Raw genomic sequence first — 23,110 nt, 5'->3', positions numbered from 1 at the left:
CTTTCAGTGCCGTATCATCGCCGGCATGTCGTCGCTACGTGACCGGAAGCGGGCCCGGACCCGGCAGGCGCTCATCGACGCCGCCGTCGACCTCTTCGAACGGCACGGCTACGACCGCACCAGCGTCGCCGACATCGCCGCGGCCGCCGAGGTCGGCACCCGGACCTTCTTCCGGTACTTCCCTAGCAAGGAGGCGCTGCTCTTCCCCGAGAGCGACGACCGCATCCGGGCTGCCGTCGAGGCGATCGCCGGTCGCGGGCCGGACGAGGGGCCGGCCGAGGTGCTGCTGCGGGCGCTGCGCACCGTGACCGCCGACAGCGAGGAGCTGGGCAGCCGGCTCGCCGCACTGCGGCTGCGCCTGATCCGCGAGGTGCCGGTCGTACGCGGGCGTGCCCTGCAGCTCCAACTCGACGCCCAGCGGGAGATCGCCCAGCACCTGGCCGCCACGTACCCGGAACAGCTCGACCCGGTGACGGCGGGGGCGCTGGTCGGGGCGTTCGTCGGGGCGGTGGCCGGCGCGCTCCAGGTGCTCCTCGACGACCCGGACCAGGCCGCCGACCCGGCGACCGTGCAGGCCGCCCTGCGCCGGGCCACCGAGATCGCCCTCACCGGCTGGACCGCCGCCGCCCCGACCGGATGACGCCTGGCGGTCAGCCGGGCAGGACGGCCGCGGCGACCCGGCGAACCCGCTCGGGGTGGGTGAGCACGTCGACGTTGTCGACGTACTGGTCGACGGACCCGATCGGCCGGCGGCCCCGGAGCGCCGGGTCCTCGACCGCGGCGCACAGCACGGCGACGAACCGGTTCGCGTCCAGGACCAGGAAGGGCCGGTCATGAAACGGCCGGGCGGCCGGGTCGACCGGTGCGGCCAGCCCGGTGTCGTTGGTCCAGGTCGCGACGGTCTCCAGCGCCCGGACCAGCCCCGCCTGCCGCTCCGGCCAGTCGCCGGGCCCGAGGGCGGCGGCCAGCGCGTCCAACACGGGATCCGCCGCCGGCAGCGCGGCGAAGACCGTGCCCAGCCATTTCGCGTACGGGGGCCAGCGGCGGTGCAGCAGCAGACCGAGGCGCATCAGGTCCCGGGCCAGCCCACCGGTCACCACCCGGCTGCCCAACTCGTCGCCGACCTCGGCGCACCGGCCGGCCAGGTGCTCGGCCTGGCCGATACGCTGCCAGCCGGCCGCCAGCACGTACCGCCAGACGTCGTCCGGATACCAGGCCAGCCTAGCGCGGGCGGAGGTCAGTGCCCCGTCGAGCCCGTCGTGGAAGACCGCCCCGCCGGTCAGCTCGGCGAGCCGCTGGGTGGGCACCGAGAGCCAGTCCGCCACCCCCATCCCGGCGCGAGGGTCGCAGCCGAGCCGCCCGCGCAGCCACCCGCCCAGCTCGTCGACGGTCACCCCGTGCCGGTCGCCGTCGGCCCGCACCACGCCGAGGCGGACGTCCGGGCCACCGGCGAACCGGGTCGGCCAGCCGAGGAAGTCTCCCGGCAGCTCCGCGTCCAGGACCGCCCGCACCGGCGCGACGTCGGCGGGATCGGCGAGGAAGAGCTGGCCGCGGGGCCCCCAGTCGTGGTCCGTGGAGCGCGGGGTGTCCAGGCCGAGCAGTTCCGAGCCGCCGTCGAGCAGCCCGGCGGCGTACCGGAGGCGGGGCAGGCGGCGGGCCAGCAACGGGGCGAGGATCTCGTCGTGGAAGCGCCGGCAGAGCGTCAGGCCGGGAACGAACGCCATGTCCTCAGTCTGCCGGCCGCGTGCCGGGCCACCGAGCGGATATCGGTCCACCGGCCGGTCCACGCCGATAGCGTGGAGGGGAGATGCAGGGAGGGCGGGTGGAATCGGACCGCGGTCGGGAACGAGCAGCTACGCGGCGTCGCCGGCTGTTGTGGGCCGGCATCCTCGCCGTGGTCGGGCTGGCGCTGCTCCTGCTCGGCCTCATCGTCGCCCGCGGCACCCTGGCCTGGGTCGAGGTGGCGGTGGCGATCGTCCTCCTCATCGCGAGCTACGCGCTGCAGCGGATGGCCCGCCGGGAGACCCTGTATCGCCACGACGGCGGCTGACGCCGAGCCGGAGGGCATCGACCGGCCACCCGCCAGGCCTCGCTCCCCCACCTCGTCACACCGTTGTGCCAGGCTGTCGGCGTGGCACACCAACCCCCGATCCTGCTGATCGACTCCCCCAGCCTCTACTTCCGCGCCTACTTCGGCATCCCCGAGTCGGCGGCGAAGACCGACGACGGCCAACCGGTCAACGCCGTCCGCGGCTTCCTCGACATGCTCGCCCAGCTGGTTCGCACCCGCCGGCCAGACCGGATGGTCTGCGCGCTCGACCACGACTGGCGGCCGGCGTGGCGGGTGGAGCTGCTGCCGTCGTACAAGGCGCACCGGGTCGCGCCGGCGGGCGGCGAGGTGGTTCCGGACACCCTCTCCCCGCAGGTGCCGATGATCCTGGAGGTCCTCGACGCGCTCGGCATCACCGCGGTCGGTGCCACCGGCTACGAGGCCGACGACGTGCTCGGCACCCTCTCGGTGACCCAGCCCGGCCCGGTGGAGGTGGTCTCCGGCGACCGCGACCTGTTCCAGCTGGTCGACGACGCCCGCCAGGTGCGGCTGCTCTACGTCGGGCGCGGCGTGGCCAAGCTGGAGGACTGCGACGACGCGGCCGTGCGTACCCGCTACGGCGTCCCCGCCAACCGGTACGCCGACTTCGCCGCCCTGCGCGGCGACCCGAGCGACGGGCTGCCCGGCGTGCCCGGCGTGGGCGAGAAGACGGCCGCCCGGCTCATCGACCGGTACGACGGGCTGCCCGGCATCCTCGCCGCGCTGGACGACAAGACCTCCGGCTTCGCCCCCGGGCTGCGGACCAAGCTGGAGGCAGCCCGGGACTACCTGGCGGTCGCGCCGAAGGTGGTGCAGGTCGCCACCGACGTACCGCTGCCGGAGCTGGCCACGGCGTTGCCGACCGCGCCCGCGGACCCGGACCGGCTGCTGGAGCTGGCGCAGCGGTGGAACCTCGCCGGCTCGTGCCGACGCCTGGTGGACGCGCTCGCCGCCGGTTCCTGACCGGCGGTGACGATCAGCCGGCGGCGTGGTAGGCCAGCACGCCGCGGTTGACCGCGGCGATGGCCTGCCGCGCGGTGCCGCGCAGCTCGGCGGAGGCGCCGCCGGAGTCGGCGACCTGGCCGAGCAGGTCGACCACCTGCCGGGCCCAGCGGACGAAGTCCCCGGCGGGCATCTCCCCGTCGATCTGGTGGCCGCTGGCGAGCACCTTGGCGAGCGCCTCGCCCCGCGCCCAGCGGTAGATCGGCCAGGCGAAGCCGAGGTCCGGCTCCCGGGTGACGGCGAGACCCCGGGCGGCCTCGTCCGCCTCGATGTCGCTCCACAGCTTGAACGTCTCGTCGACCGCGTCGGCCACTGCTCCGCGCGGCAGGGACGCCCGCTCGTCGACGTCCCGGCGCGCCTCGAAGACCACCACGGACACGGCGGCGGCCAGCTCGGCCGGCGACAGACCGTCCCAGATCTTGCGGCGCAGGCACTCGGCGACCAGCAGGTCGGCCTCGGTCCAGATCCGGCCGAGCATCCGCCCGGCGTCGGTGACCTCACCCTCCGTGGAGAGGTAACCCCGCGCGGTCAGCAGCGCCACGATCCGGTCGAAGGTGCGGGCGAGGGAGCCCGTCCGGCCGGCCACCCGCTGGCGCAGCTCCTCGGTGTCGCGTTCCAGGCGGCGGCGCCGCTCCGCCCAGCGGGCGTGCTCCTCCCGGTCGGAGCAGGCATGGCAGGGATGTCGACGCAGCTCCGCGCGGAGCTGGCTGAGCCGGTGGTCCTCGCCGGCGGCCTGCCGGGACCGCCCGCCGCGGCGGCCGTGCCGGTCCAGCCCGGTGCCGCTGATCTCGGCGGCCAGATCACGCCGAGCGGCCGGCGAGCGATGGTTGAAGTGCTTGGGCACCCGGATCCGGGCGAGCACCTCGGCCGGCGTGGTGAAGTCGCCCGGGCTGACCCGGCCGGCCCACCGGTCCTGGGTGAGCACCAGCGGGCGCGGCTCGCCGAAGCCGCCGGTGGCCGGGTCGAGCACCACCGCCAGGCCGGCCCGGCGGCCGGACGGCACCCGGATCACGTCACCGACCCGCAGCCGCTCCAGCGAGGCGACGGCGGCGGCCTTGCGCTGGGTCTGCCCCTGCCGGGCGATGGCGCGTTCCCGGTCCGCGATGGCCACCCGCAGGGCGAAGTACTCGTCGAAGTCGCCGTGGTGGCAGGCCGCCTCCGCGCCGTACGCCTCGATGGTCTCGGTGTTGCGCTGCACCTGCCGGGCCAGGCCGACCACCGACCGGTCCGCCTGGAACTGCGCGAACGAGGACTCCAGCAGCGCCCGGGCCGGCTCGGCGCCGACCGTGCCGACCAGGTTGACGGCCATGTTGTAGGACGGCCGGAAGCTGGACCGCAGCGGATAGGTCCGCGTGGAGGCGAGGCCGGCGACGTGCCGGGGGTCGGTCTCCGGCGACCAGACCACGACCGCGTGCCCCTCCACGTCGATGCCCCGGCGGCCGGCCCGCCCGGTGAGCTGGGTGTATTCCCCGGGGGTGAGGTCGACGTGCGCCTCGCCGTTGAACTTGACCAGGCGTTCGAGCACGACGCAGCGGGCCGGCATGTTGATGCCCAGGGCCAGGGTCTCGGTGGCGAAGACCGCCTTGACCAGGCCGCGGACGAACAACTCCTCGACGACCTCCTTGAACGCGGGCAGCATGCCGGCGTGGTGGGCGGCGAGGCCGCGCTCCAGGCCGTCGAGCCACTCCCAGTAGCCGAGCACGGAGAGGTCCTCGCCGGGAATGGCGGTGACCCGCGACTCGACCACCCGACGGATCTCGGCGCGTTCCTCCGGGGAGGTCAGCCGCAGCCCGGCGGCGAGGCACTGCTGCACGGCCGCGTCGCAGCCGGCCCGGCTGAAGATGAACAGGATCGCCGGGAGCAGTCCCTCCCGGTCGAGCCGGTCGACGATGTCGGGGCGCATCGGGCCGCGCCAGCGGGGGCCGCGGCGCCCGCCGCCGGGGCCGGCGCTGCGCCCCTCCCCCAGCTCGAGCCGGCGCATCGTGTCCCGGGTGTAGCGCAGCAGCTCCGGGTGCACATCGTGCTTGCGGGCCGCGTCGGCGTCGTGGAACAGGTCGAACATCCGCCGGCCGACCAGCATGTGCTGCCACAGCGGCACGGGCCGGTGCTCGCTGACCACCACAGCGGTCTCGCCACGCACGGTGACCAGCCAGTCGGCGAACTCCTCCGCGTTGGAGACGGTGGCCGACAGGGAGACCAGGGTGACCGAGGCGGGCAGGTGGATGATCACCTCTTCCCAGACCCCGCCCCGGAACCGGTCGGCGAGGTAGTGCACCTCGTCCATCACCACGTAGGCCAGGCCCTCGAGGGTCGCCGAGCCGGCGTAGAGCATGTTGCGCAGCACCTCGGTGGTCATCACCACCACCGGCGCGTCGCCGTTGATCGCGTTGTCGCCGGTGAGCAGGCCGACCTGCTCGGCGCCGTAGCGGTCGACCAGGTCGTGGTACTTCTGGTTCGACAGCGCCTTGATCGGCGTGGTGTAGAAGCACTTGCGCCGGGTGGCCGGCCCCGGGCCACCGTCGGCCGCCGTCGGCTTCCCGGGCGTGCCCCGCAGCGCCAGGTGTACGGCGAACTCGCCGACCACGGTCTTGCCGGCCCCGGTCGGGGCGCAGACCAGGACGCCGCTGCCCCGTTCCAGGGCCTCGCACGCCTCGCGCTGGAAGTCGTCGAGGTCGAACCCGAGGTCGCGGGCGAATTCGTCCAGGGCCGGGAAGGCGGAGGCCTGCGCGGCCCGGCGGCGCGCCGCGGCGTACCGCTCGGCGGGGCTCGACATGCCTTCAAGATTAATCGGTCCGTCCGACGACCACCGGCCAAGGCCATCCGGCAACCGGGCCGGAGCGGGTCGGTAGGGTGCACGACGTGCCGGATCATGCCGAACCGTCCCACGCCTCGAGCGGCGCCGACGACGTCGTCCGCCCGAGCCCGTCCCGTCGTCCCGTGGAGGCCGTGCTCTTCGACTTCCACGGCACCCTCGCCCAGGTCGAGGAGCCCCGCGAGTGGGTGCTCGCCGCCGCGACGGCGTGCGGGGTGGAGCTGGACCGGGTTCGCGCCACCGCACTGGCCGACCGGCTGCTCACCGCGGGCCGGGCGGGCGGGCCGCTGCCGGCCCGCGTACCGCCCCGACTCGCCGAGCTGTGGGCCGACCGCGATCTCTACCCGCACGCCCACCGGGGCGCGTACACGGGGCTGGCGGAGACGGTCGACACGGGCATCGACGGGTTCGCCGACGCGCTCTACGAGCGGGTGCTGATCCCCGACGGTTGGGTGCCGTACCCGGACACCGAGGCGGTGCTCAAGGCGCTGCGCCAGGCAGGGCTGAAGCTGGCGGTGGTCAGCAACATCGGCTTCGACATCCGGCCGCTCTTCGCCGCCTGGGGGCTCGACGAGCTGATCGACGCGTACGCCCTGTCGTACGAGGTCGGCCGGTGCAAGCCGGACCCGGGGATCTTCCTGCGCGCCTGCGGGATGCTCGGCGTCGACCCGGAACAGGCGCTGATGGTGGGTGACACGCCCGCCGACGCGGGTGCCGTCGGGGCCGGCTGCGCGGTGCTGGTGCTGCCCTGCGCCGACGCCGGCCGCCCCAACGGTCTGGGCGCGGTGCTCGACCTCGCCGTCCCACCCGCCTGACCGCGCCGCCGGCGATCGCTCGGCGGCCGGCCGGGACCGTTCACCGGCGCGCTGTCAGCGCAGCAGCCGCACCGCCGCCGGCACGGCGGTGATCCGCACCGGCAGATCGGACGCCCGCTCACCGTCGGCGTAGGTGGTGATGCCGGCGGCGTCCAACTCCACGGTCCGGGCCCGGTAGGTGCGCACGAGCGGGTGCGCGACGTGCGTGCCCTGGTAGATCCGGGGCTTGACCCGCATCAGGGTACGCCGGTCGAAGCGTCCGCCCACCACCACGTCCAGCAGCCCGTCGGTGGGGTCTGCGTCCGGGCAGATCCGCATGCCACCGCCGTAGCTGGCGCAGTTGCCGACCGCGACGAGGACGGCATCGACCTCCTGCTCCTCGCCGTCGAGACGCAGCCGGTAGCTGCGCGGCCGCAGCCGGGCCAGCTCGACCAGGATGGCCAGGTCGTAGCGGCGGGGGCCGCGCGGCCAGCGCATCCGGTTGGCCCGCTCGTTGACGATCGCGTCGAAGCCGGCCGCCAGCACCGCCCCGTACCAACGGTCGGTGCCGCCGGCGGTGGTCAGCCGGGCCAGGTCGACGGGACGGGTCCGGCCCGCCCGCAACGCGTCGGCGATCACCTCGACGGCCGCGAGCGGGTCGGCCGGGAAACCGGTGTCGACCGCGAAGTCGTTGCCGGTGCCGGCGGGGATCGGGCCGAACGGCACGGCCGTACCGGCGACGGCCTGCAACGCACGGTGGATCGTGCCGTCCCCGCCGACCGCGACCAGCGCGCCGGCACCGTCGGCGACCGCCGCGTGGCAGGCCGCCTCCGCCTCCTCCGGGGTGCCCGCCGCGAGCAGCCGGACCGGCCGGCCGGCATCCTCCAGCCGGTCCAGCAGCCGGGGCAGCAGGCCACGGTGCCGTCCCCGGCCGGCGGTCGGGTTGGCGAGCACGGCGACGGGGCCGGGCGGGACAAGGTCGTGCGCGGTCACGGCGAGCACCGTACGGCACGACCGACGCCGCTCACCAGGGGAGACGGACCGCGGCTCGGATCGGCGACGTGCGGGGCTCCACCGCGCCGGATGACGGCGGAACCACGCCGGCGGAAATCGACGACGCCCACGGTCCCACCGGGATACGCTCCGCCCCGCCGCCGCACCGGCGGTGACACGGGGAGGACCACGTCATGACCGACTTCGACATCCGCGCCGCCGACCTACGGGCGGTCAACTCGCTCACCAAATACCCGTCGATCCCGACCTACCACGCGCTCGACCCCCGCGACGGCGGGCTGCGTGGGGAGGTCGTGCCGTTTACCGGCACGGTCACCCTCACCGAGAAGGTCGACGGCACGAACAGCCGGATCATCCTCACGCCGGACGGCGAGTACCTGATCGGCAGCCGCGAGGAGCTGCTGTACGCCCGCGGCGACCTGATCGGCAACCCGGCGCTGGGCATCGTGGACGCGCTGCGCGACCTGGCCGAACGCCTGCGGGCCGAGGCCGTCCCCGGCGACCGGATCACCGTCTGGTACCTGGAGGTGTACGGCGGCAAGGTGACCGCCGGATCGAAGCACTACACCGCCGAACGTCAGGTCGGCCACCGTCTCTTCGACGTCGCCGAGCTGGACGGGTACGCCGACCTGCTGGACCTGCCCGTCGGGCGGATCGCCGACTGGCGCGACGGCGGCGGCCAGCGCTGGCTGGACGAGGAGGCGCTGACGGACCGGGCGGCCCGGCACGGCCTGGCCACCGTGCCCCGGCTCGCCGGGGTGGACGCCGGCGAGCTCCCGCGGGACCTGGACAAGACGTATGCGGTCCTGACCGATCTCCTGCCGCACACCCTGGTCGCGCTGGACGGCCCGCCCGGGCGCGCGGAGGGTCTGGTGCTGCGGACCGCCGACCGGTCGGTGATCGCCAAGGCCCGCTTCCAGGACTACGAGCGGGCGCGGCGCCGGCGCAGCGGCGGGCGGTGACGGGGCAGCGCCGGGCAACGCCCAGCGCGGTGTCCGCACCGATGCCCAGCCCGTGAGAGGCATCGACGGCGCCCGGCGCCGCCTTCGGACCGCCTCCTACCCTGGCCCCGGCCCGGCCGGCGACGAGGTGAGGAGTGACGCGTGTCTGAGGAGTTCCCCCGCTACCGGTTCAAGGAGCTGGACGCGGCCGATGCGCTCGCCGGCCTGCGCGACCGCTTCGTCGTCGGCGACGAGGACCTGATCTACCTCGACGGCAACTCGCTCGGCCGGCTGCCGGCGGCCACCCCGGACCACCTCGCCCGGCTGGTCCGCGAGGGCTGGGGCGGGCAGCTCGTCCAGGGCTGGCCGAGCTGGATCGAGTGGGCGCGGCGGATCGGCGACCGGCTGGCCGCGCACGCCCTGGGCGCCCGCCCCGGTGAGGTGGTGGTCTCCGACTCGACCTCGGTGAACCTGTACAAGCTGGCCGCAGCCGCGCTGGACGCGGCCGGGGGCCGGCGCACCGTCCTCGTCGACGCCGAGGACTTCCCCACCGACCGGTACATCCTCCAGGGCCTCGCCGAGGCACGCGGGCTCACGCTGCGGATGCTCCCCACCGACCTCGACGAAGGGCTGGACCTGGCGACGCTGCGGGCGGCCCTCGACGAGGACGTCGCCCTGGTGGTGCTCTCGGCGGTCTCCTACCGCTGCGGGGCCCTGCTCGACATGGCCGCGGTGAACGACGCCGTCCGGCAGGTCGGGGCACACGTGCTGTGGGACCTGTCGCACGCCGCCGGGTCGGTGCCGGTCGAGCTGACCGCCACCGGCGCGGACCTGGCCGTCGGCTGCACCTACAAGTACCTCAACGGTGGACCCGGCGCGCCGGCCTTCCTCTACGTCCGGCGGGAGCTGCAGGAGCGACTGCGCCAGCCGATCTGGGGCTGGTTCGGCCAGCGGGACCAGTTCCGGATGGGCCCCGCGTACGACCCGGTGCCCGACCTGGACCGGTTCCAGGTGGGCACCCCGCCGATCCTCGGCATGGCCGCCCTCGACCCGGCCCTCGACGTGCTCGCCGAGGCGGGCATCGACCGGGTCCGCGACAAGGGTCGCCGCCTCGGGGAAGCGATCGTGACCCTCGCCGATGCCTGGCTCACCCCGTACGGCTTCAGCCTGGCCTCGCCCCGCGACCCGGACCGGCGGGGCGGCCACGTCTCGCTGCACCACCCGGAGGCGCTGCGGATCTCCCGATCGCTGGCCGCCGAGGGCCGGGTGGTCGGTGACTACCGCGCCCCGGACCGGCTGCGCCTCGGACCGGCCCCGCTCTACACCCGCTTCGTCGACGTCTGGGACGCCATGGATCGGCTCCGCGACATCGTCGCGCGGCGGTCGTACGAGCGGTTGTCCGGCGATCCGTCCCGGGTCACCTGAGACCGGCCCGGACCGGCGGCGGATCTCAGAACGTGATGCGGACCTTGAGGGCGGTACGCTCGTCCATCGCCCGGTAGCCGTCGGGCACCCCGTCGAGGGTCACCGAGCGGTCGAAGACCGGGGACGGGTCGATGGTGCCGGCCAGGACGTCCGCGAGCAGCTCCGGAATGTACGCCCGGGCCGGCGCGACGCCGCCGCCCAGGGCCACGTTACGGTCGAACATCTGGCCGAGGTCGACCCCGGCGCTGCCGCCGTGCGGGACGCCGACATAGCCGACCGCGCCGCCGTCCCGGGCGATCGAGATCGCGGTCCGCATCGACTCGGCGGTGCCCACCGCCTCCAGCACGGCGTGCGCGCCCTGCCCCTTGGTCAGCTCCCGGACCGCGGCCACCGCCGCCTCGCCCCGCTCGGCGACGACGTCGGTGGCGCCGAAGGAGCGGGCGATGTCGGTGCGGGCGGTGTGCCGGCCCAGCGCGATGATCTGCTCGGCGCCGAGCCGCTTCGCGGCCAGCACCCCGCACAGGCCGACCGCGCCGTCACCGACGACCGCCACGGTGGTCCCCGGGCGGACCCGGGCGGCGAGGGCGGCGTGGTGGCCGGTGGACATCACGTCGGACAGGGCCAGCATCGCGGTGAGCAGCCGCTCGTCGCCGGCCGCCTCGGCGGGCAGCTTGACCAGGGTGCCGTCGGCGTACGGGACGCGGACGACCTCGCCCTGGCCGCCGTCGGAGCCGGGCGAGCCCCAGAAGCCGCCGTGCGGGCAGGAGGTGTGCCGCCCTTCCCGGCAGAAGTCGCAGACCCCGTCGGACCAGACGAACGGCGCCACCACGAGGTCGCCCACCCGCACCGAGCCGACCTCGGCGCCGACCGCCTCCACCACACCGAGGAACTCGTGCCCGATCCGCTGCCCCGGTTGCCGTGCGGCCACCCCCCGGTACGCCCACAGGTCGCTGCCGCAGATGCAGGCGAGCACGACGCGGACCACGGCGTCGGTGGGGGTACGGACGCTTGCGTCCGGCACCTCCTCGACCCGGATGTCGTTCGGACCGTAGATCACGGTGGCGCGCATGTGGGGTGTCCTCCGGGAGGTGGGTGGCGGGCGACCGACCGATCAGCCGACGGTGAGTTTCTTGGTCACCTTGGTGCCGTCCTGGCCCTCGATGGTCAGCGTCCAGTCCCCCTCGCCGCCGAGCGGAACGATCTTCTGGGCCTCGCCGTTCGGGTCCGCCGTGATCTCGGCGACCGTCTTCCCGGACGGGTCGCCGATCTTCAACGTCCGGGCCCCGGACGTCTTGTTCGTCAGCTTGAACTCGATCTTGTCACCGGGTTCGGCCAACAGTCCGTCCGCGCCCTTGATCCCCGCCTCGGTCACCTCGATCTCGACCTCTCGGTCGTACGCCGGTTCGGTGTCCGCGGTGGCCCCGCTCCCGTCGTCGGAGACGGTGATCCGGGTCCGGACGCCGTCGCCCTTCTGGCCGGGCTTGCAGGCGATCTCGTACCGGCCGCCGGAGAGGGTGGCCCGCAGGTTGCGGCTGAGCCCCGGTCCGACGTTCTCCACCTCGGCGACCACCTTGGTGAACGCGTCGCCCTCCTGGCCGTAGATGTACACCTCGGTGGTCTGCTGCCCGCGGTTGGTCACCGTGAAGGTGATCGGGCCCGGGGCGAAGCTGGTCGTGGCCACCTCGCAGGTGGTGTCGGTGGCGGTGAGCGCCACCTCGCCACCGGTCGGAGCGGCCTCCTCGTCACCGCAGGCGGTGAGGGCGGCGGCGCAGGCCGCGGCGGCCACGACAAGGGCGGTACGGATCTTCATCGACTCTCCGGAGCAAGCGCGGGCAGCAGGCTGACCAGGACCAGTGCCGTGAGCGCCTCCGGGGGGACGCCGGATGCCCACGGCAGAGCCAGGTGAGTCTAAGCGGGCCGTCGAGCCGGCCGGCACGACAGGGGCGGTCGGCCCGAATGGACGGGGCCGGCGCCCTTAAGATCGCCGGGTGTTCCAGCCGACGTATCCGATTCGCACCGCGCGACTCACCTTGCGCCCGGTCACGCTGGACGATCTCGACGACGTGTACGCGTACCAACGCCGGCCCGACGTCGTCCGCTGGATGCTCGGCGCCGGGCCGCGTACCCGCGAGCAGTCGCGGGCGTCGGTGGTCGCGATGGCGGGGGAGGACGCGCTGCGCGCGGAGGGCGACTGCCTGACGCTGGCCGTGGCCACCGACGCCGGGGTGATCGGGACCGTGGAGTTGGTCTGGCACAGCCAGCTCGACCGCACGGCCGAACTCGGTTTCGTCTTCCACCCCGACCATGGGGGCCGCGGGCTGGTCACGGAAGCCGCCACCGCTCTGCTGAACTGGGGGTTCGGCGAGGTGGGGCTGCACCGGATCTACGCTCGGTGTCACGGCCGGAATGAGGCGTCGGCCCGTCTGATGGCTCGGCTCGGTATGCGCCAGGAGGCGCACCACGTCGAGAGCTACCTGTTCCGGGACGAATGGGCCGACCAGCTCGTCTTCGCCATCCTGGCCCACGAGTGGCGGTCACGCGCCGCGACTGCTGGGGGCTGAGGTCCCTACGCGGAACGCCGCCCCTGGTGGGGCGGCGTTCCGGTTGTCTGCTGTGCGGACCCGGTCAGGTCATGTCGTCGTAGCGGCGTTCGATCGGCGCCGGTGCCTCGATCGGTTCGGGTGCCCCGATCGGGCTTGCCGACTCGACCCGCCCCGAGGCCCCCACCGGCTCGGCGGACAGGTCCAACGGCGACACCTCGTCGTCGGGGATGCCCGCGTACATCTCACGGCCCCGCCCGCGCCGCTTGTCGTTGAGGAAGGCCACGCCGACCGCGACGAAGTAGAGCAGCGAGAGCGCGCTGGCCAGCAGCGTCATGCCGAACGGGCCCGGGTCGGGCGTGGCGATGGCGGCGAACGCGAACGACACGAAGATCACCACGCGCCACCAGCTCAGCAGCCGCCGGGCGCTGGCCACCCCGGTGAAGTTGAGCATGAGCAGGATCAGCGGGAACTCGAACGCCACCCCGAACAGCAGGATCATGTTGGTGACGAACGCGATGTACGCGGTGACCTCGAACTGGTTGGACAGACCGCCCACCCCGGCGTCCATCAGGAACCCGAGGCCCTTGTCCACCACGAAGTAGGCCAGCACCCCTCCGGCGGCGAACAGCGGTGCGGCGATCGCCACGAAGACGTACGCCCACTTGCGCTCACTCCGGTGCAGACCCGGGGCGATGAACGCCCAGAGCTGGTAGAGCCAGATCGGCCCGCCGATGATCAAGCCGAGCCAGAGGGCCAGCTTCAGCTTCATGAGGAAGGCGGTCGTCGGTGCCAGGGCCAGCAGGTTCTGGCAGTGGCCCAGTGCGTCGGTGGTGCCGGGCAGCCGGCAGTACGGCCGCTTCAGCAAAAAGAAGACCGGGTCGGCCAGCCAGAAGCCGGCGATCAGGCCGCCGAGGATACCCAACGACGCCCGGAACAGCCGATTACGCAGCTCACGGATGTGCTCGATGAGCGTCATCGAGCCGTCGGAGGCCCGCTCGAAGTCGCTCGGGCCGCGCTTCTTCAACGCGAAGGCCACGGTGGTGGGCCCGCCGGTCAGTTGTCGCGGACGCGCTGCACCGGGTCGACCGGCTGCTGCGGCTGCGGGGCGTACTGCTGCTGCGGAGGCTGCTGCTGGGCCGTGTTCGGCGGGAGCGGCTGGTAGCCGGCCTGCGCGTCGGCCTTCTCGGCCAGGTCACGGTCGTCGTCGTGCAGGCTCTTGGTCTCGGCCTTGATGATCCGCAGCGAGCGGCCCAGCGAACGGGCCGCGTCGGGGAGCCGCTTCGCGCCGAAGAGCAGGATCAGCACGACCACGAGTACGGCGATGTGCCACGGCTTGAGGGCGCCCATGGGAAAGCTCCAGTCGCTCAAAGTTCGGTCCGGGGTGGTCGCAGCCCATCGTACGTGGGTCGAAGGGGGTTGCCACCCGACCGGGTCCGCCGGTGCGGGCCCGGTCGGGTGAAGTTTCGACCAAGCCGAAGTGTCCCGTCAACCACCTACGGTGGCGCGATTCTGCGCGCAACAGCCCAGGAACGCGCAGCTAGCGCATGCCGGACCGACCCCCGTCGATCATTTTCCGCGCCTGACCTTGATCAACGCCAGCCGTTCCTCCGTGACGGCCGCCCGCTCCTGCAACGCCCCGGCCCGCTGCTGGAGCACCTCGGCGGCGGACTTCAGCGCCTCCGCCTCGGCCTGGCGACGCTGCAGGGCCACCGCCGCCCGGCTCAGCCTGGGCAGTCGCGCCAGCACCGGCCGGACCGCCAGGGCCAGCACGACGAGCGCGAACAGCACGACCCCGAGCACGATCCACGTCACCACGGCGGTCAGCCTACTGGGTGGTACCGGCCACCGCCGGGTCGGCGCGCCCCACCGGCATCGCGTACGCGTCGAGCGCGGCGACCGCCTGGGCGCGGACCTGCTCGGCCAGCTCGGCCGGGGCGACCACGGTGGCCTCCGGGCCCAGTCCGAGCACGAACCGGCGGGCCCACCCGAGGTCGGTCACCCGCAGCGACACCAGCCACTGCTCGCCGTCGGCCTCCACCCGCTCGCACGGGTAGTACTCGGTGATCCACCGCTCGCCCCGGCCGATCCGCAGGGTGATCAGCGGCAAATCGGGCGACGGGCGGAACACCCCGTCGGTGAGGTCGTGCGGACGGGCCTGCGGCGGCACCGCCGCCGGCTCTTCCAACTCGGTGACCGCGTCGATCCGGTCGGCCCGGAACAGCCGGACCGCCTCGGCGCGGCGGCACCAGGCCTCCACGTACGCCCGGGCGCCCACCATCAGGATCCGCAACGGGTCGATGGTCCGCTCGGTGGTCTCGTCCCGGGCGGCGGTGTAGTAGGTGATCCGCAGCGCCCGGCCGCGCTCCACGGCTGCCCGCAGCTCGCGTACGCGGGCGGTGTCGCCGGGCAGCCGCACCTCCACCGGGGCTCCGGCCAGGTCCCCGGCCGCGCCCTCGATCTTGGCGAGGGCCCGTTCCACGGCCTCCCGGTTGGCCACCCCGGGCGTCTCGGCGAGCATCCGAAGCGCCACCACCAGGGCGAGCGCCTCGTCCGGGGTGAGCCGCAACGGCCGGTCGATCCCGGCGTCGTAGGTGATGGTCACCCGGTCGCCGTCGAACGCCATGTCGATCAGGTCGCCCGGGCCGTAGCCGGGCAGGCCGCACACCCAGAGCAGCTCCAGATCCTCGCGGAGCTGCCGCTCGGTCACTCCCAGGTCCCCGGCCGCCTCGGCGATCTCGATGCCGGGGCGGGCGAGCAGGTAGGGCACCAGGTTGAGCAGCCGGGCGAGCCGGTCCGCCGAGGCGCGGCCACCTCGGGCCGCCGGGCGAGTCACCGGGCACCTCCGGCCACCGCGAGCTCGTCGTGCCGGGCGGCGATCTCCTTCAACCGCTGGATGACCGCCTCCCGCACCTCCGGTGGCTCCAGCACCCGCACGTCCGGGCCGTAACCGACGATCTGGCCGGCCAGGTAGTCCGCGTCGGCGTACGGCAGGACCAGGCGGTCGCCCTCCGACCCGGAGGTGCTCTCCACCGCCCAGCGGCGCAGCCCGGCGGCCCGCCCCGGGGCGACCAGCACGGTGGCCCGACCGGTCCGCTCCACCGGCCCGGACGAGCGGGCGACGTGGCTAATCAGGTCCACCCCGACGGGCGGCTCGTACGCCCCGGGCTGGCCGGTCACCCGTACCGCGCCCACCACGCGGGAGAGCCGGAAGCAGCGGGCTGCCTCCCGGTCCAGGTCGTGACCGACCACGTACCAGCGGCCGCGCCAGCAGACCACGCCCCACGGCTGCAGCCGGCGGCGGGTCGGGGCGTCCCGGTCCGGCACCCGGTAGTCGAAATTGACCTCTCGGCGGTCGCGGGCAGCGGCGGTCAGCGGTGCGAACGCCGGGTCGACCGTCACCATCGGCTCCAGGCCCAGGGTGGCCTGAGGGTCGACGTCGATGCCGGCGGCGCGCAGCTTCGCCAGCCCCGACGAGGCGGCGGCGGCCAGGCCGGCGTGCTGCCACAGCCGCGCCGCGATGCCGACGGCGGCGGCCTCGTCGGGTTCGAGGGGAATGTCGGGCAGCGCGTACTCGCGCGGGGCGATCCGGTAGCCGGGCTCGGCGTCGAAGACGCTGGCCGTCCCCGTCTCCAACGGCACCCCGAGCTCCCGCAGCTCGGCCTTGTCCCGCTCGAACTTGCGCTGGAACGCCTCGTGGTCCTTGGCGTCGTCCGGATCGTGCTCGTAGCCGGGCACGGTCGCGGCGATCTGCGCGGCGGTGAGGAACCGTCGCGTGGACAGCAGACAGATCACCAGGTTGACCAGGCGTTCGGTACGGCTCCGCGACACGAGTGAACGCTAGCAGCCCTCGCGCCGTGGGCGTGCACCCGCGCGGGCGTGCCGCGGCGCAGGCCCGCCGGAGGCGGTCCGTGCTCCCGGCGTCCCCGGGTGGTTCCGCTTCCCGGCGGACCGCCGGCACCAGCCATAGGGTGAGCGCATGGCGGAAGCCGAAGTCAAGACCGAGAGCGTCGGCACCGTCGTGGTGGCCGGCACGGCGAACCTCGCCATCGCGGCCGCCAAAGCCGTCGCCGGCCTGCTCTCCGGCTCGGCGGCGATGCTCTCCGAGGCCGTTCACTCGGTCGCCGACACCACCACCGAGGTGCTGCTCTACCTGGCGCTGCGCCGCGGGGCCCGCCCCGCCGACACCCGGCACCCGTTCGGGTACGGCAAGGAGAGCTACGTCTGGGCATTCCTCGCCGCGCTGTTCACGTTCGTGGTGGGCGCCGGCTTCGCCATCACCCACGGCGTGACCACCATCCTCGTGCACCAGCCCACCGGCAACTACCTGGTGTCGTACGTCGTGCTGGTGGTCTCCTTCGCGATCGAGTCGGTCTCCCTGAGCCGGGCGGTCCGGCAGATCCGCCGGGAGTCGCGCCGCTGGCGGGCCACCCCACGCCGCTACCTCCGCCTGACCGCCGACACCACCGTCAAGGCGGTCTTCATGGAGGACACCGCCGCCCTCATCGGTCTGCTCATCGCCGGCGTCGGGCTCGGGCTGTCCGAGCTCACCGGCGACGAGCTCTACGACGGGATCGCCTCGATCCTCATCGGCATACTGCTGCTGGCGGTCGCCACCATCCTGGCCCGGAGCAACGTCTCGCTGCTGGTCGGCCGGGCCGTCTCCGAGCGGGTCCACCGGCAGATCGAACACGAACTGGCCGCGCTGCCGACGGTGGACCGGGTCGACACCCTGATGACGATGCTGCTCGGCCCGGACGACATCCTGGTCGCCGCCAAGGTCGACTTCCACAACGACGCCACCGGCGCCGACATCGAGGCCGCCGCCGACGAGGCCGAGCGCCGGCTGACCGAACGCTTCCCGGAGATCGGGTACGTCTTCCTCGACCCGACCCGCTCGATGCCCGGCACCGACCGCGCCCAGCGCACTCAGCACGAGAACGAGCAGGCGCCCGACTGACCGGCCGCCCCCGACCAGCTGTGACCCGCGCGTCGGCGACCCGGCCGCGCCCCGCGCCGCCGACGGCCGATACCGTGCCCGGCATGGTGCGATGGCGGTCCGGGACGGTGGCGGCGGTGCGGCGGCGGTGGGCCGGCGCGACGGAACTCGACGTCGACCTGTCCGACGGCACCCGAATGCGCGCGCTGGCCTACCCGGCGCTGGTCGGTGATCCGGAGCCCGGCGACCGGGTGCTGCTCAACGCCGGCGCCCTGCTGATGGGCCTCGGCACCGGCGGGTACGCCCTGGTCGTCGCCCTGCCCGACCGGCTCCCCGCCGACCCGCCGCAGGCCGCCGACAGCCGCGCCGCCGGTCACCTGGTCAAGGCCCGCTACACCCCGCTGCAGCCGATCATGCTGGGCGTCGACGAGGTGGCCTCCCCGCACCACGCGCTGCTGGCCGCCGCGGAAAGCCTCGACGGGATGCCCGTGATCACCGCCGACCTGCACTCCGCCCTGCCGGCGATCCTCGCCGGGGTGCACGCCGACGCCCCCGACGCCCGGGTGGCGTACCTGCTCACCGACGGCGGGGCGCTGCCGGCCTGGTTCTCCCGCACCCTCGCCGGGCTCGCCGACCACCTCGTGGGCACGGTCAGCGTCGGCCAGGCGTTCGGCGGCGACCTGGAGGCGAGCACCCTGCACAGCGGCCTGCTCGCCGCCCGGCACGTGCTGGGCGCCGATGTCGCGATCGTCGCCCAGGGGCCGGGCAACCTCGGCACCGGCACCCGCTGGGGCTTCTCGGGTGTGGCGGTCGGCGAGGCGGTCAACGCGGTCGCCGCCCTCGGCGGACGGGCCGTCGGCTCGCTGCGCATCTCCGCCGCCGACCCGCGCCCCCGGCACCGCGGCGTCTCCCACCACAGCCTCACCGCGTACGGGCGGGTGGCGCTGGCCGCCGCGGAGCTGGTCGTACCGGACGGCCTGGACCCGGCGCTGGCCGCCGACGTCGCCACGGGCCTGGCCCCCCTCGAGGCCCGACACCGGATCGTCACCGTGGCCAGCGACGGGCTGGACGCGGCGCTGCGGGCCAGCCCGGTGGGGCTGTCGACGATGGGCCGCGGCCTCGACGCCGACCACGCCTACTTCCTCGCCGCGGCCGCCGCCGGCCGCCACGCGGCCGGACTGCTCGGCTGAGCCGGGCACCAGGCCCGGCACCGCCGCTCAGGCGCTGAGCTGCGCCCAGGTGCTGATCGGCCCCGGGTGCCGGTCGGCTCAGCCGGCGAAAAAGATCAACGCGAGCCAGGCGCCGATGATGACGATCAGGGCAGCCGCCAGCACCCAGGTCGGCACCGTGAACTCGCCGCGGCGGTTCCGCTCGATCTCGGCGCGGATCTTCTCCCGGCGCCGGTCGATCCAGTTGAGCTTCTCGGTGCCGCTGTCGCGGTCGGAGGGTTCGGAAGTGTTCATCGCGACGCAAGCGTACCGGTGAGGCGGGCGGCCGGTGCCCGCAGCACCGGCCGCCCGCGCCCGCTGCTCACATGCTGGCGATCAGCCGCTCCACCCGCTCGTCGTACGCCCGGAACGGGTCCTTGCACAGCACGGTCCGCTGCGCCTGGTCGTTCAGCTTCAGGTGCACCCAGTCGACCGTGAAGTCCCGCCGCTTCTCCTGCGCGTGCCGGATGAACTCCCCCCGCAGCCGCGCCCGGGTGGTCTGCGGCGGGGTCTCCTTCGCCTCGAAGATCTCCGGGTCGGTGGCCACCCGGTCCACCTCGCCGCGTCGCTCCAGCAGCCCGTACAGGCCCCGTCCGCGTCGCAGGTCGTGGTACGCCAGATCCATCTGGGCCACCCGCGGGTGCGACAGCGGCAGGTCGTGCTTGCGCTGGTACCGCTCGATCAGGCGCAGCTTGGTCACCCAGTCGATCTCCCGGGCCACCGGGTCCAGGTCACCGGTCTCCACCGCGCGCAGCACCCGGGCCCACAGGTCCACCACCCGCTTCGCGGTCTGGTCCCCGCCCCGGCGCTCCACGAACTCCGTCGCCCGCGCCAGGTACTCCTGCTGGATCTCCAGCGCGGAGATCTCCTTGCCGGAGGCCAACCGCACCTTGCGCCGGCCAGTGATGTCGTGCGACACCTCGCGGATCGCCCGGATCGGGTTCTCCAGCGTCAGGTCCCGCATCACCACCCCGGCCTCGATCATCCGCAGCACGATGTCGGCGCTCCCGACCTTCAGCAGCGTGGTGACCTCGTTCATGTTCGAGTCGCCGACGATCACGTGCAGCCGGCGGTACCGCTCCGCGTCCGCGTGCGGCTCGTCCCGGGTGTTGATGATCGGCCGGCTCCGGGTGGTCGCCGAGGAGACACCCTCCCAGATGTGCTCGGCCCGTTGCGACAGGCAGTAGACCGCCCCGCGCGGCGTCTGCAGCACCTTCCCCGCGCCGCAGATCAGCTGCCGGGTGACCAGGAACGGGATCAGCACGTCGGCGAGCCGGCCGAACTCCCCGTGCCGGGACACCAGGTAGTTCTCGTGGCAGCCGTACGAGTTGCCGGCCGAGTCGGTGTTGTTCTTGAACAGGTAGATCTCGCCCGCGATGCCCTCGTCGTGCAGGCGCTTCTCCGCGTCGACGAGCAGCCCCTCCAGGATCCGCTCGCCCGCCCGGTCGTGGGCCACCAGGTCGGTCACCGAGTCGCACTCCGGCGTCGCGTACTCCGGGTGCGAGCCCACGTCCAGATAGAGGCGGGCCCCGTTGCGCAGGAACACGTTGCTCGACCGGCCCCACGACACCACCCGCCGGAACAGGTACCGCGCGACCTCGTCGGGGGACAGCCGGCGCTGCCCGCGATAGGTGCAGGTGACGCCGTACTCGGTCTCAATGCCGAAGATTCGCCGCTCCATGATGTGACATTAGCCGCCCGAACCCACAGATGGGCAGCGCTCAACCCAGCCGTCTCGGTGGCTCCCGTCGCGGGCCGTCCGGGCATCCCACCGCCCGCACATCCCGCACCCGGTACGGTCGGCCACCGTGCCCGGCCACGACGTCGTCGTGCACTTCGCCGCCGAGTCCCACGTGGACCGCTGGCGGCAACGTCCGGGAATGGCTGCACGTCGACGACCACCGCCACGGCATCGCCCTCGCCCCGGCGCACGGCCGCGCCTGCGGCGTCCACCACCTCGGCGGCACCGAACTGACCAACCGGAAGCCGCTCAAGCCGTGCCGCTGACGCTGCCCGTTACGTCACTCCCCCGACTGCTCCTCCTGCTGGCCCTCCAGGTCCGCCGAGCCGGCCGACGTGATCGGCTTCTTCGCCTGCTCGGTGGGCACCGGCGGAGTCTGCGCCTTGCCCGGCGCCGGCGCGGTGTCCGCGGTCGCGTCCCCCTCCAGCAGCGCGGTCAGCGCCGCCCCGGTCACCCGCCGGAACGTCCGCCCGACCCGGCGCCGGTCCAGGACCGCCACCTCCAACTGGTTGGCGGCGATGGTACGGGCCGCCCCGCCCTCCCCGCCGACGCTGCCCAGCGCCTTGACCGCGGCCCGGATCGCCTCCGACAGCGACATGTCCGGCCGGTGCTCGTTCTTCAGCACCCCGGTGATCGCCTCGGCCTGCCCGCCCATCGCCATCCGGCCCGGCTCGTCGTTGACCGATCCGTCGTAGGTCACCCGGTAGAGCGAGTCGTCGTCCGGCGTCGCGCCCACCTCCGCCACACAGATCTCCACCTCGAACGGCTTCGACTGCTCGGTGAAGATCGCGCCCAGCGTCTGTGCGTACGCGTTCGCCAGGGCCAGGCCGGTCACGTCCCGCCGGTCGTAGCTCAGGCCGTTGAAGTCGGCCATCCGCACCCCGGCGCGGCGCAGGTTCTCGAACTCGTTGTACCGGCCCACCGCGGCGAAGCCGATCCGGTCGTAGATCTCGCTGACCTTGTGCAGGGTGCTGGACAGGTTCTCCGCGACGAAGAGCACCCCGCCCTCGTAGCTCAGGACCACCGCGCTGCGGCCCCGGGCGATGCCCTTGCGGGCCAGCTCGGAGCGGTCGCGCATGATCTGCTCGGGCGAGGCGTAGAACTGCATGGCCACGGCGGCGGTTCTCCTTCGGGCGCGGTGCTGCGGGACTGCTGACGGGTGAGGTGGGAGCGGCGTCAGCCGCCCGGGTTCTCCATCCGGCCGGCCACGACGCTCTCCGCGATCGCCGCCGTCTCGGCCTCGGTGAGCCGGTGGGTGCCCTCCGCCGTCGCGGTCATCACCACCGGGTAGATCCGGCGGGTGAGGTCCGGGCCGCCGGTGGCGGTGTCGTCGTCGGCCGCGTCGTAGAGCGCCTCGACGGCCAGCCGCGCAGCGTCGTCGATCGACAGGCCCGCGCGGAACCGCTTCTTCAGCGCGGACTTGGCGAACAGCGAGCCGGAACCGATCGCGTCGTAGCCGGTCTCCTCGTACGGGCCGCCGGTAACGTCGAAGCTGAAGATCCGGCCGGCCCGCGCCGGGTCGCCGGCGGCCAGGTCGAAGCCGGCGAAGAGCGGGATCACCGCGAGACCCTGCATGGCCGCGCCCAGGTTTCCCCGGATCATCGACGCCAGCCGGTTGGCCTTGCCGTCGAGCGAGAGCATCGCGCCCTCGATCTTCTCGTAGTGCTCCAGCTCCACCTGGAACAGTCGCATCAGCTCGATGCCGATGCCCGCGGTGCCCGCGATGCCGACCAGCGAGTACGCGTCGGCCGGGTGCACCTTCTCGATGTCCCGCTGGGCGATCAGGTTGCCCATCGTGGCGCGCCGGTCGCCGGCCATCACCACGCCACCGGCGGCCGAGATGGCCACGATGGTCGTCGCGTGCGGCGCCATGTCGGCGGCCATGCCGGGCGGCAGCGGCCGACGGCCGGGCAGCATCTCGGGGGCCACCTTGCTCAGGAACGCTGTGAAGGAGGACGTCCCCGCGTTGGTGAACACATCTGGTAGACGCCCGGATGGATCAAAACCCGCTGCCACGTGGTTCCTCTCAGGTACGTGATCGCCCTGGCCAGCCTCGCGGGACTGTCACGGAACTGGCCAAGAGCACCGTTGCAGTTGAAGCAGAGTATCCCGCGCACCCATCCGGTGCGATGATCGTGGTCCAGATGTTGGGGGTCAGGGGTCCCACAGATCGCGCACACCCCACCTTGCTCAGCGAGGAGTTCCTGAAACTCTTTCTCCCCTACGCCATACCGCTGCCGCAGGTGGTACTCGCGGCTACCGCCGTACAGGCGCAGCTTGGTCTCCTTGCCCTTCTCGTTGTGGCACGGTTTGCAGTATCGGCCGTAGCCGCCGTGGCCCGACCGGTTACGCGGGAAGTCGTCGAGCACTTTGGTCTCACCGCATGCCGGACAGTGGCGGTGGCCGTCCGGCACGACCGGCAGCTTGCGCACCTCGCGCCCGTGCTCTCCTTCGGGTCGCTTGGCATTGCTCGCCTTGGAACGACGGTTGAAGCACGATCTGCAATAGCTGCCGCGGCCTTCGAGCCGCCGGCTGTTGGCACAGAACTCGTCAAGTGGCTTCCACTCATTGCGGTCTCGGCAACGGCGGAGTCCATCTCGATCAT

Annotated in this window: 24 protein-coding genes; 9 read left to right on the top strand and 15 right to left on the bottom strand. The window is 73.6% G+C overall.

The annotated features are described in order from the left end of the window. The first annotated feature begins 25 nt into the window (after positions 1 to 25). The gene (locus tag ACNAVT_RS06210) at positions 26 to 640 is read left to right on the top strand and encodes a TetR/AcrR family transcriptional regulator (protein ID WP_416293692.1); all 615 of its coding nucleotides are present in this window, start codon (positions 26 to 28) and stop codon (positions 638 to 640) included. A gap of 10 nt (positions 641 to 650) precedes the next feature. On the opposite strand, the gene ACNAVT_RS06205 is transcribed toward ACNAVT_RS06210, so the two are convergent. Beyond that, a complete protein-coding gene (locus ACNAVT_RS06205; RefSeq protein ID WP_416293690.1) occupies positions 651 to 1,724 on the bottom strand; it encodes a DUF4037 domain-containing protein in 1,074 nt (357 codons plus the stop codon). Between the two features lie 98 nt (positions 1,725 to 1,822). Between ACNAVT_RS06205 and ACNAVT_RS06200 the strand changes: the two genes are divergently transcribed. Beyond that, positions 1,823 to 2,050 carry a hypothetical protein gene (locus ACNAVT_RS06200; protein ID WP_416293688.1) on the top strand — a complete coding sequence of 76 codons (228 nt, stop codon included), beginning with the start codon at positions 1,823 to 1,825 and terminating at the stop codon, positions 2,048 to 2,050. Between the two features lie 81 nt (positions 2,051 to 2,131). After that, positions 2,132 to 3,052 carry a 5'-3' exonuclease gene (locus ACNAVT_RS06195; RefSeq protein ID WP_416293686.1) on the top strand — a complete coding sequence of 307 codons (921 nt, stop codon included), beginning with the start codon at positions 2,132 to 2,134 and terminating at the stop codon, positions 3,050 to 3,052. Between the two features lie 13 nt (positions 3,053 to 3,065). Here the strand turns inward: ACNAVT_RS06195 and ACNAVT_RS06190 are convergent, their stop codons facing one another. Continuing rightward, complete coding sequence (locus ACNAVT_RS06190; RefSeq protein ID WP_416293685.1) at positions 3,066 to 5,864, bottom strand: DEAD/DEAH box helicase; 2,799 nt, start codon at positions 5,862 to 5,864, stop codon at positions 3,066 to 3,068. Positions 5,865 to 5,950: 86 nt separating this feature from the next. On the opposite strand from ACNAVT_RS06190, the gene ACNAVT_RS06185 reads away from it, so the two are divergent. After that, positions 5,951 to 6,718 carry an HAD family hydrolase gene (locus tag ACNAVT_RS06185; protein WP_416293683.1) on the top strand — a complete coding sequence of 256 codons (768 nt, stop codon included), beginning with the start codon at positions 5,951 to 5,953 and terminating at the stop codon, positions 6,716 to 6,718. 54 nt (positions 6,719 to 6,772) lie between these two features. Here ACNAVT_RS06185 and ACNAVT_RS06180 read toward each other — a convergent pair whose 3' ends face one another. Further along, a complete protein-coding gene (locus ACNAVT_RS06180; protein ID WP_416293681.1) occupies positions 6,773 to 7,699 on the bottom strand; it encodes a diacylglycerol kinase in 927 nt (308 codons plus the stop codon). A gap of 185 nt (positions 7,700 to 7,884) precedes the next feature. On the opposite strand from ACNAVT_RS06180, the gene ACNAVT_RS06175 reads away from it, so the two are divergent. Together ACNAVT_RS06175 and kynU are read left to right on the top strand one after the other, a co-directional pair. Next, the gene (locus ACNAVT_RS06175) at positions 7,885 to 8,673 is read left to right on the top strand and encodes an RNA ligase family protein (RefSeq protein ID WP_416293679.1); all 789 of its coding nucleotides are present in this window, start codon (positions 7,885 to 7,887) and stop codon (positions 8,671 to 8,673) included. A gap of 141 nt (positions 8,674 to 8,814) precedes the next feature. Then, the gene (kynU, locus tag ACNAVT_RS06170; protein ID WP_416293678.1) at positions 8,815 to 10,077 is read left to right on the top strand and encodes a kynureninase; all 1,263 of its coding nucleotides are present in this window, start codon (positions 8,815 to 8,817) and stop codon (positions 10,075 to 10,077) included. 25 nt (positions 10,078 to 10,102) lie between these two features. On the opposite strand, the gene ACNAVT_RS06165 is transcribed toward kynU, so the two are convergent. Further along, entirely contained in the window at positions 10,103 to 11,146 is a 1,044-nt protein-coding gene (locus ACNAVT_RS06165; protein ID WP_416293676.1) for a zinc-dependent alcohol dehydrogenase family protein, read from the bottom strand. 42 nt (positions 11,147 to 11,188) lie between these two features. Next, positions 11,189 to 11,887: a cupredoxin domain-containing protein gene (locus ACNAVT_RS06160; protein ID WP_416293674.1), complete on the bottom strand. Its 699-nt coding sequence runs from the start codon at positions 11,885 to 11,887 to the stop codon at positions 11,189 to 11,191. Positions 11,888 to 12,065: 178 nt separating this feature from the next. Here ACNAVT_RS06160 and ACNAVT_RS06155 point away from each other — a divergent pair, with 178 nt between their 5' ends. Further along, positions 12,066 to 12,638, top strand: coding sequence for a GNAT family N-acetyltransferase (locus ACNAVT_RS06155; RefSeq protein ID WP_416293672.1), 573 nt, complete (start codon positions 12,066 to 12,068; stop codon positions 12,636 to 12,638). 64 nt (positions 12,639 to 12,702) lie between these two features. Here ACNAVT_RS06155 and tatC read toward each other — a convergent pair whose 3' ends face one another. From tatC to ACNAVT_RS06130, 5 genes are all read right to left on the bottom strand, one after another. Beyond that, positions 12,703 to 13,656, bottom strand: a complete 954-nt coding sequence (gene tatC / locus ACNAVT_RS06150; protein ID WP_416293671.1) for a twin-arginine translocase subunit TatC — start codon at positions 13,654 to 13,656, stop codon at positions 12,703 to 12,705. Positions 13,657 to 13,673: 17 nt separating this feature from the next. Then, complete coding sequence (gene tatA / locus ACNAVT_RS06145) at positions 13,674 to 13,967, bottom strand: Sec-independent protein translocase subunit TatA (protein ID WP_416293669.1); 294 nt, start codon at positions 13,965 to 13,967, stop codon at positions 13,674 to 13,676. Positions 13,968 to 14,186: 219 nt separating this feature from the next. Continuing rightward, positions 14,187 to 14,435, bottom strand: coding sequence for a hypothetical protein (locus ACNAVT_RS06140; protein ID WP_416293667.1), 249 nt, complete (start codon positions 14,433 to 14,435; stop codon positions 14,187 to 14,189). Between the two features lie 10 nt (positions 14,436 to 14,445). Beyond that, positions 14,446 to 15,453 carry a helix-turn-helix transcriptional regulator gene (locus ACNAVT_RS06135; protein ID WP_416293665.1) on the bottom strand — a complete coding sequence of 336 codons (1,008 nt, stop codon included), beginning with the start codon at positions 15,451 to 15,453 and terminating at the stop codon, positions 14,446 to 14,448. Beyond that, entirely contained in the window at positions 15,450 to 16,448 is a 999-nt protein-coding gene (locus ACNAVT_RS06130; protein ID WP_416293663.1) for a helix-turn-helix transcriptional regulator, read from the bottom strand. The genes ACNAVT_RS06135 and ACNAVT_RS06130 overlap by 4 nt, the downstream gene beginning before the upstream one ends. A gap of 148 nt (positions 16,449 to 16,596) precedes the next feature. Here ACNAVT_RS06130 and ACNAVT_RS06125 point away from each other — a divergent pair, with 148 nt between their 5' ends. Together ACNAVT_RS06125 and ACNAVT_RS06120 are read left to right on the top strand one after the other, a co-directional pair. Beyond that, positions 16,597 to 17,577, top strand: a complete 981-nt coding sequence (locus ACNAVT_RS06125) for a cation diffusion facilitator family transporter (protein WP_416293661.1) — start codon at positions 16,597 to 16,599, stop codon at positions 17,575 to 17,577. Between the two features lie 83 nt (positions 17,578 to 17,660). After that, a complete protein-coding gene (locus tag ACNAVT_RS06120; protein WP_416293659.1) occupies positions 17,661 to 18,746 on the top strand; it encodes a DUF3866 family protein in 1,086 nt (361 codons plus the stop codon). A gap of 78 nt (positions 18,747 to 18,824) precedes the next feature. Here the strand turns inward: ACNAVT_RS06120 and ACNAVT_RS06115 are convergent, their stop codons facing one another. The 5 genes from ACNAVT_RS06115 to ACNAVT_RS06095 form a co-directional block, all read right to left on the bottom strand. Next, positions 18,825 to 19,019, bottom strand: a complete 195-nt coding sequence (locus tag ACNAVT_RS06115; RefSeq protein ID WP_416293657.1) for a hypothetical protein — start codon at positions 19,017 to 19,019, stop codon at positions 18,825 to 18,827. Between the two features lie 67 nt (positions 19,020 to 19,086). Continuing rightward, on the bottom strand, positions 19,087 to 20,445 hold the full coding sequence (pafA, locus tag ACNAVT_RS06110) for a Pup--protein ligase (RefSeq protein ID WP_416293656.1): 1,359 nt from the start codon (positions 20,443 to 20,445) through the stop codon (positions 19,087 to 19,089). 340 nt (positions 20,446 to 20,785) lie between these two features. After that, complete coding sequence (gene prcA, locus ACNAVT_RS06105; protein ID WP_416293654.1) at positions 20,786 to 21,619, bottom strand: proteasome subunit alpha; 834 nt, start codon at positions 21,617 to 21,619, stop codon at positions 20,786 to 20,788. A 62-nt stretch (positions 21,620 to 21,681) separates the two neighbouring features. Next, a complete protein-coding gene (gene prcB, locus ACNAVT_RS06100) occupies positions 21,682 to 22,521 on the bottom strand; it encodes a proteasome subunit beta (protein ID WP_416293653.1) in 840 nt (279 codons plus the stop codon). Next, entirely contained in the window at positions 22,440 to 22,937 is a 498-nt protein-coding gene (locus tag ACNAVT_RS06095) for an endonuclease VII domain-containing protein (RefSeq protein WP_416293651.1), read from the bottom strand. Before ACNAVT_RS06095 ends, prcB begins: the two co-directional genes overlap by 82 nt. Between the last annotated feature and the right edge of the window lie 173 nt (positions 22,938 to 23,110).

Origin of the sequence: Micromonospora sp. SL4-19, from assembly GCF_047921475.1 — a bacterium.
Classification (GTDB): Bacteria; Actinomycetota; Actinomycetes; order Mycobacteriales; family Micromonosporaceae; genus Micromonospora.
The sequence above is the reverse complement of the archived record's forward strand: the minus strand, read 5'-3'. Positions and strand labels throughout refer to the sequence as shown.